The organism is Pseudomonas sp. 31 R 17, from assembly GCF_900004915.1.
Taxonomy (GTDB): domain Bacteria; phylum Pseudomonadota; class Gammaproteobacteria; order Pseudomonadales; family Pseudomonadaceae; genus Aquipseudomonas; species Aquipseudomonas orientalis_A.
The window spans coordinates 55,503-58,501 of the sequence record NZ_CVTN01000053.1 but is presented as its reverse complement, the minus strand read 5'-3'; the positions used below and the strand labels follow the sequence as shown (position 1 = coordinate 58,501).

Sequence of the window (2,999 nt, the reverse complement as noted above, 5' to 3'; positions counted from 1 at the left end):
TGGGCCATCCATGGCCCAGTGCGGCTAACCCGGCGTCCTGCCGGGTTACCCACGGATTCAAGCCTGCGTTCGGCCAGCGTGGTTTAACGGGGCGGCTGAGATCAAGATCAAGAGCAGATCAAGATCAAGAGCGACTCGCTTCGCATCGTGGTTACGGTTGGCGCTGCTGAGTTGTGTAGATACTTATGGCTATCGGGGGCAAGCCCCATCCCACAGTTTGACCGCATGCGGGCTTGATATTTTGGTTATTAATAAATAGCTTCTTATTCCTTAACGAATATAAACCGCATCCCTATACTGGTCAGCAACGTTAAACGCTGCAGGAGGGCACACCCATGCACAGCGAGTCGATTCGTTACCTGATCGTGCCGGGCTGGCAAGGATCGCCAGAAGAACATTGGCAAAGTCACTGGCAGAACAGCCTGCCCAACAGTGCGCGCGTGGAGCAGGACGATTGGCTGACCCCGCGCCGCGAAGACTGGGTGGCCGCGCTGGCTGAGGCGATCGCCGCCGACAGCACGCCGGTGATCCTGATCGCCCATAGCCTGGGTTGCATCACCGTGGCGCACTGGGCGGCCACCGCGCCTGTGCAGTTCCTGCGCCAGGTACGCGGTGCCTTGCTGGTGGCGCCGGCGGATGTCGAACGTCCGGCCTGTGCCCCCGCCCTGCGCAACTTTGCGCCGATTCCTACCGACCTGTTGCCGTTTCCCAGCCAGGTGGTCAGTTCCGACAACGACAGTGCCGTCAGTGCGCCACGGGCATTGGAGCTGGCGCGTCATTGGGGGGCTGAAGCCGGCATATTGTCGGGCGCCGGGCATATCAATGTGAAGTCCGGCCATCAGCGCTGGGAGCAGGGATTCGCCTACCTCTATCGCCTGCAAAGTCGCCTCGAGCATCACGCGCGACGCCGCGCATAAAATATTTCAACGCCCCGTCCCTTGAGTGGATGGGGCGGGAGCCTGCCATGAGTCTGCATGAAACCTACGGCCAGCCGTTGCTGACCTTCCCCGACGCCGAAAAAAGCCCGCTGAGCATCCGCGCCAAGGCGTTGGTGTTCGTCGACCCACGTTCGCGGCAGCTGCGCGAAGACCTGGAAAATCTGGCACCGCGTGCGTTGCCCGTGCTGATTCGTGGCGAGACCGGGAGCGGCAAGGAGCTGTTGGCGCGGCATATCCACCGTGGCAGTGATCGCACCGGCTTGTTTGTCTCGGTCAATTGCGGCGCGATCAGCCCGACTTACGCCGACGCCGAATTGTTCGGCTACACCGCCGGTAGCTACAGTGGTGCCGCCAGCAGCCGCGCCGGCTGGTTCGGCTCGGCCAATGGCGGCACTTTGTACTTGGATGAAATCGGCGATTTGCCGTTGCCGATCCAGGTCAAATTGCTCGCCGCCCTGGAAAACCACGAAGTCACCCGCGTCGGCGCCCAGCAGCCGAGCCCGGTGGACGTGCGCCTGGTGGCCGCCACCAGCATCGACCTGGCCCAGGCCGTGGCGGCGGGCAAGTTTCATGAGCGCCTGTTTCATTATTTGAGCGAAGGTCAATTGGACCTGCCGGCGCTGCGCGAGCGGGTCGTCGACATCCTGTCCCTGGCCGAATACTTTCTTGGCATCTACAGCCAGCGCCTGGACCTGCCGGTGCCGCTGATCAGCGACGCCGCCCAACGCGTGCTGGAGCATCACAGCTGGCCGGGCAACACCCGCGAGCTGGAAAACGTCATTCACTTTGCGCTGTTGGTGAGCAGCGGCGATGAAATTCTGCCCGAGCACCTGAACTTGCCCAGCGCTGGCTCGCCGTTGGAACAGGTGCAGCGGATTTTCGCGAGCGCCAGCCCTGTGGAACAGGAGACGCTGCGAAAATTCCTGTATGAGCAAAATGGAATATCAACGTGAATAAAAGATATTGTTCGGGAATAAAAAATCTAGGTATTGTCCACTCCACTCCACCCCGCGATAGCACTTCGCTGGCACCTCACATGAAAACGGTCGTTAGAAGGACATTGCATGAAAAAGGTTCTGTTGTTTACCGCACTGGCGGCTGCCCTGACGGCCAGCTTCGCCCAGGCCAACGAGAAACTGGTGGTGGCCGCCACTCCGATCCCGCATGCGGAGATCCTCGAGCTGATCAAGCCGACCCTGGCAAAAGAGGGCGTGGACCTGGAAATCAAAGTCTTTACCGACTACGTACAACCCAATACGCAGGTTGCCGAAAAACGCCTGGATGCCAATTACTTCCAGACCCTGCCGTACCTGGAAAACTTCAACAAAGGTAAGGGCACCAACCTGGTGACCGTGGTCGGCGTGCACGTCGAGCCCATCGGCGGTTACTCGAAAAAGATCAAGAATATTTCCGAGCTCAAAGATGGCGCCACCGTGGCCATCCCCAACGAAGGCTCCAACAGCGGCCGCGCCCTGTTGCTGCTGCAGAAGAGCGGTCTGATCACCCTGAAAGACCCGACCAACGCGTTGTCCACGCCGAAGGACATCAAGGACAACCCGAAAAACCTCAAATTCAAGGAGCTGGAATCGGCTCTGCTACCGCGCGTACTCGACCAGGTTGACCTGGACGTGATCAACACCAACTACGCGCTGGAAGCTGGCCTGAATCCGGCCAAGGATGCGCTGATTATCGAAGACGCCAAGTCGCCCTACGTGAACTTCCTGGTCGCTCGCCCGGACAACAAGGACAGCGACGCTATCCAGAAACTGTCCAAAGCGCTGACCAGCCCGGAAGTCAAAGCCTTCATCGAGAAGAAATACAGCGGCGCGGTCGTGCCGGCGTTCTGATGTAAGCCAAAACCCCCTTCAAGGTTTCAACGCCGGCGGCTATTACAGCGTCGGCGTTTTTTTGTGCCGCAGATTTGTAACACAACCAGAAATGTGGGAGGGGGCTTGCCCCCGATGACGGCCTCGGGGCCGACCAGGATGTTGGATCAGACCGAGTACATATCCGTTTCTGCGGTAACGGCTGCTAATGGTTCCGCTTTTACAGCGGCTCACT

At 59.6% G+C, this 2,999-nt stretch carries 3 protein-coding genes; all 3 read left to right on the top strand.

All coding sequences use genetic code 11. The annotated features are described in order from the left end of the window. Positions 1–335: 335 nt before the first annotated feature. The 3 genes from BFP89_RS06335 to BFP89_RS06325 all read left to right on the top strand — a co-directional run bounded on the left by BFP89_RS06335 (position 336) and on the right by BFP89_RS06325 (position 2,785). On the top strand, positions 336–917 hold the full coding sequence (locus BFP89_RS06335; protein WP_065884672.1) for an alpha/beta hydrolase: 582 nt from the start codon (positions 336–338) through the stop codon (positions 915–917). A gap of 47 nt (positions 918–964) precedes the next feature. Further along, positions 965–1,891, top strand: a complete 927-nt coding sequence (locus BFP89_RS06330; protein WP_065884671.1) for a sigma 54-interacting transcriptional regulator — start codon at positions 965–967, stop codon at positions 1,889–1,891. Between the two features lie 111 nt (positions 1,892–2,002). Then, positions 2,003–2,785 (top strand): MetQ/NlpA family ABC transporter substrate-binding protein, encoded by a 783-nt coding sequence (locus BFP89_RS06325; protein WP_065884670.1) that lies wholly within the window; start codon positions 2,003–2,005, stop codon positions 2,783–2,785. Positions 2,786–2,999: the final 214 nt, after the last annotated feature.